Source organism: Pseudoalteromonas sp. SG45-5 (genome assembly GCF_014164085.1).
Taxonomy (GTDB): domain Bacteria; phylum Pseudomonadota; class Gammaproteobacteria; order Enterobacterales; family Alteromonadaceae; genus Pseudoalteromonas; species Pseudoalteromonas aliena.
This window is the reverse complement of record NZ_JACJEM010000152.1, coordinates 1-593: the sequence shown is the minus strand read 5'-3', so window position 1 is coordinate 593 and position 593 is coordinate 1. Positions and strand designations below refer to the sequence as shown.

The window sequence follows — 593 nt, the reverse complement described above, 5'->3', positions numbered from 1 at the left end:
TCGTCAAGAAGCTTACGGAACATTTCAACACCAGTACAAGTAGACTTAGTAGTGTCCTTGATACCAACGATTTCAACTTCGTCATTCACGTTGATGATACCAGCTTCAACACGGCCAGTTACAACAGTACCACGACCTTGGATTGAGAAAACGTCTTCGATAGGCATGATGAAAGGCTTATCGATATCACGCTCTGGCTCTGGAATGTAAGAATCAAGTGCATTTGCAAGCTCAACAATCTTATCTTCCCACTCTTTCTCGCCTTCTAACGCCTTAAGCGCAGAACCAGCGATTAGAGGTAAGTCATCACCCGGGAAATCGTATTCTGAAAGAAGTTCACGAACTTCCATTTCTACTAGTTCAAGTAGCTCTTCGTCATCTACCATGTCACATTTGTTCATGAACACGATGATGTAAGGAACGCCAACCTGACGAGAAAGAAGGATGTGCTCACGCGTTTGTGGCATTGGGCCATCAGTCGCAGCAACTACTAAGATCGCGCCGTCCATTTGAGCAGCACCAGTGATCATGTTTTTAACATAATCGGCGTGACCAGGACAATCTACGTGCGCGTAGTGGCGTGAAGGAGTATC

The 593-nt window shown here is 45.5% G+C and carries 1 protein-coding gene; it reads right to left on the bottom strand.

Annotation, left to right across the window (positions count from 1 at the left end; all coding sequences use genetic code 11):
* Nucleotides 1-593 (bottom strand): GTP-binding protein (locus H5119_RS20040; protein WP_259399077.1); only part of this gene is annotated, 593 nt, incomplete at both ends.